The 3,560-nt window shown below is 77.1% G+C and carries 5 protein-coding genes; 3 read left to right on the forward strand and 2 right to left on the reverse strand.

The window, feature by feature from the left end; genetic code table 11:
- The coding region (locus ACTUAL_RS14705; protein ID WP_440900637.1) for a diguanylate cyclase domain-containing protein at positions 1 to 1,154 on the reverse strand (1,154 nt) is incomplete at its 3' end.
- 6 nt (positions 1,155 to 1,160) lie between these two features.
- Positions 1,161 to 1,985, reverse strand: a complete 825-nt coding sequence (locus tag ACTUAL_RS14710; RefSeq protein WP_096491939.1) for an SAM-dependent methyltransferase — start codon at positions 1,983 to 1,985, stop codon at positions 1,161 to 1,163.
- Between the two features lie 333 nt (positions 1,986 to 2,318).
- On the opposite strand from ACTUAL_RS14710, the gene ACTUAL_RS14715 reads away from it, so the two are divergent.
- From ACTUAL_RS14715 to ACTUAL_RS14725, 3 genes are read left to right on the forward strand one after another with little or no spacing between them, the layout of a single operon-like run.
- Complete coding sequence (locus ACTUAL_RS14715) at positions 2,319 to 2,756, forward strand: MarR family winged helix-turn-helix transcriptional regulator (RefSeq protein ID WP_041836617.1); 438 nt, start codon at positions 2,319 to 2,321, stop codon at positions 2,754 to 2,756.
- Between the two features lie 43 nt (positions 2,757 to 2,799).
- A complete protein-coding gene (locus tag ACTUAL_RS14720; RefSeq protein ID WP_440900638.1) occupies positions 2,800 to 3,165 on the forward strand; it encodes a fluoride efflux transporter FluC in 366 nt (121 codons plus the stop codon).
- On the forward strand, positions 3,162 to 3,506 hold the full coding sequence (locus ACTUAL_RS14725) for a fluoride efflux transporter FluC (RefSeq protein ID WP_440900639.1): 345 nt from the start codon (positions 3,162 to 3,164) through the stop codon (positions 3,504 to 3,506). Before ACTUAL_RS14720 ends, ACTUAL_RS14725 begins: the two co-directional genes overlap by 4 nt.
- Positions 3,507 to 3,560 lie beyond the last annotated feature (54 nt).

Genomic DNA, 3,560 nt, shown 5'->3' on the forward strand with positions numbered 1-3,560 from the left:
GGCGAGTTGTCCACCACCAGCGCGAACTCGTCCCCGCCGATCCGGGCGACCAGCGCCTCCTCGCGCTCCACCACCCCGCGCAGCCGGTGCGCCACCTCCACCAGCACGCGGTCGCCGGTGGCGTGCCCCAACCCGTTGTTCACCACCGAGAACGCGTCCAGGTCCAGCTGGTACAGCGTGATCCCGGCCCGCGACGCCCGCAGCATCACCTCCAGCCGGGTGGTGAAGTGCTGGCGGTTGGACAGGCCGGTGAGCGCGTCGTGCAGCAGCTGGTGGTCCAGGTTGCGGCGCAGCAGGTGCAGCTCGCTGACGTCCTCGGCCATCGTCACGTGGAACGCCGGGCTGCCGTCCTCGTCGCGCAGCAGCGACACCGCCAGGTGCACCCACACCGGGTCGCCGTCCACCCGCACGAGCCTGCGCTGCTCCCGGAACTGGTCGACCCGCCCCACCGCCACCGCCCGGTAGGCCGCGCCCAGCGGCGCCGCGTCGTCCGGGTGGAACAGCTCCACCAGCCTGCGGCCGACCAGCACCTCCTTCGGCTCGTCCAGCATCCGCGCCAGGGAGTCGTTGGCGCGCACGCACATCCCGCGCAGGTCGGTGATCGCGATGCCCAGCGCCGAGGAGTCGAACGCCTCCCGGAACCGGGCCTCGCTCAGCCGCAGCACCCGCTCCACCCGCTGCCGCGCGGCCAGCAGCGCCAGCCGGACCTCCTCCTGCTGCGCCAGCGCGTCCAGCCGCAGCGCCTCCGCGAACCCGGAGCTCAGCTCCGCCAGCACCGCCACCACGCGCTCGGCGGGCGCGGGCCCGCCGGACCCCGTGCTGCCCTGCCCCGCGCTGCCCGGCCCCGCGCTGCCCGGCCCCGGTCGGTCCGCGTGCTCGGCCAGCGACCGCCCGAGCAGCAGCACGGTGCGCCGCAGCGCCTCCGCGCCGGTGAACCGCGCCCCGACCAGCCGCCGCCCCGCCTCGGCCGCGCCCGCCGCCCGGAACGGGAGCGCGCCCAGCACGTCCAGCAGCAGCTCCACCAGCTCCAGCAGGAACCGCTCCAGCTCCACCGGAGACGCCGGACCGAGCCCGACGCCCTTCAGCTCCCGCGCCCACGCGCGCGCCAGCTCGCGGCGCCCGGCGGCCGGGTCCGCGCTACCCGCGCCGACCACGGCCGGTCACCGCTTGCGCCCCACCCCGGCGTAGGCGCCCGCGCGAGCCGGGTCCTCCGCCTCGGCCCCGTCCTCGAACCCGGCGCCCGGCTCCGGCCGCCACGCGGGCGGCACGACCACCCCCGGCTCCAGCAGCTCGAACCCGTCGAACAGCGCCTCCACCTCGGCGAGCCCGCGCGGGAACACCGGGTTCGCGCTGCGCCCCAGCACCGCCACCGCCGCCTCGACGCGCTCCGGGGCCAGCTCGCCCGTCGCGTGCGAGAGCGCCAGCAGGCTGCCCGGAGCCAACTCGTCCCGGTAGGCCGCCAGCACCCGCCCCGGATCACCGGACGGCGGGACGTGGTGCAGCACCCCGACCGCCAGCAGCCCCAGCGGCTCCGAGGTGTCCACCAGCCCGGTCGCCCGCGCCGACACCAGCACCGCGCCCGGCTCCGTCAGGTCCTCCTGCACCACCGCGGCCCTCGGGTCCGCGTCCAGCCGCAGGTGCCCGTGCGCGACCGCGACGTCCTCGAAGTCCACGCACACCACCCGCGCGCCGGGGTCGGCGGCCAGCGCCACCTCAGGCGCCCAGCCCGCCGAGGGCGCGCCGGAACCCAGGTCCAGGAACTGCCTGATCCCGCTCGCCGCCATCAGCAGCACCGCCCTGCGCAGGAACGCGCGGGACTGCGCCGCCGCCACCGCGCTGTCCGGGTCGGCCGCCAGCAGCTGCGCCCCCAGCTCCCGGTCCGCGGCGAAGTTCCGGGACCCGCCCAGCAGGAAGTCGTGCAGCCGCGCCGCGCTCGGCAGGCCGACGTCCACACCGGCGGGCACCCACCCCGCTCGCTCGGTCACCGCGCACCTCCGCCGCCCGCACGCGACGCAGGCTACTTAAGGCGGGGGTCCCGGTGGCAGGGGTCGCGGGCGCTTCTGCCCGATCGGCCTATCAAGGCAGCGCAGGGTGATCACCCGATCCCGCCGCACGGGTGGACGGCGCCGACCAAACCCCGCCAGGGCAGCGAACTCCGCGCGTGCGCCCATCCACAGTGGACTCCCCCGAGCGCGCCCGGCCCGACGCCCCGCCGACGCCCCGCCGGTGTCCCGGCGAGCGCGCGGACCCCTTCGGACCGTCCCACAGTGCGGATTCACCTCGGGGTCGGACACAACGCCCGCCGCTACCCTTCCCGCATGTCGGACGAGGCACGCACGCTCACGGACGTGGTGGCCAGGCTGCGCCGGGCGCTGCGCACCAGCATCCGCTCGGAGTGGCCGTGGGACGCGCTGCCCATGGCCCAGGTCGAGCTGCTCATGGCGCTCGCCGAGCGCTCGCCCTCGCGCGTGGGCGACCTGGCCGCCGAGCTGCGGCTGGCCCCCAACACGGTCAGCGGGCTGGTCGGCCAGCTCATCGAGGGCGGCCTGGTGGCCAAGCGCGCCGACCCGACCGACCGCAGGGTCGCGCAGCTGACCGTGACCCCGCTCGGGCACGACAAGCTCGCGGTCTGGCGCGGCGCCCACGAGAAGCGCATCGGCGGCGCGCTCGACCGCCTCGAACCCGAGGAGCGCGCCGACGTCGTGCGCGCCCTCACCGCCCTGGACCACCTGGTCGACCACCTGCGCGCGTCCTAGCCCCGAGCGCCGGGGGAGCGGCCCGGCGAACTACCCTGCGCCGGTGACCACCCGACCCGCGCCGATCGCCACCGGCGCCGAGGTCGCCCTGGTGGCACTCGGCGGCGGGATCGGCGGGGTGCTGCGGTGGGGCGCAGGCCAGCTCGTGGCCGGGCCGTGGACCACCTGTGCCGTGAACGCGCTGGGCTGCCTGCTCATCGGCGTCCTGATGGGGCTCGGGCCCAGGCCCAGGGTGCGGCTGCTGCTGGGAACCGGGGCGCTCGGCGGGTTCACCACGTTCTCCGGCTACGCCGTCGATGTCGTGCGCACGGCGGACCTGGCCTACGCGCTGCTCACCCCGCTCACCGGCCTGGCCGCCGCCGCGCTGGGCCTCGCGCTCACCCGGAGGGCGAGGCGGGGGAGCGGGTGACCGCGCTCCTGGTCCTCGCGGGCGCGGCGGTCGGCTCGGCGCTGCGCTTCCTGGTCGACCGCCTGCTGCGCTCCCGCTGGGACACCGCCTTCCCCTGGCCGACCCTGGCCATGAACGTGGCGGGCTCGTTCACCCTCGGCCTGCTCGTCGGCGCCCAGCCGTGGCTGTGGGCGCTGCTCGGCACGGGGTTCTGCGGCGGGCTGACCACCTACAGCACGTTCAGCCTGGAGAACACCACCCTCGTCGAGCGCGGCAGGCCGTGGCTCGCACTCGGCTACACCGCCCTCACCCTCGCGGCGGGCCTCGCCGCCGCCGGGCTCGGCTGGGCGCTGGCGCGCTGACCCGCGCGCCTGCGCCCAGGCCGCCTCACGCGGTCGCGAGCCTGCCCAGCTCCC

The sequence above is a fragment of the Actinosynnema sp. genome, assembly GCF_052038725.1.

Bases quoted from the DNA above. Each gene is read 5' to 3' on its own strand.
- ACTUAL_RS14715 (WP_041836617.1), top strand. From the start codon at position 2,319: ATGTCGGACGAGGCACGCACGCTCACGGACGTGGTGGCCAGGCTGCGC.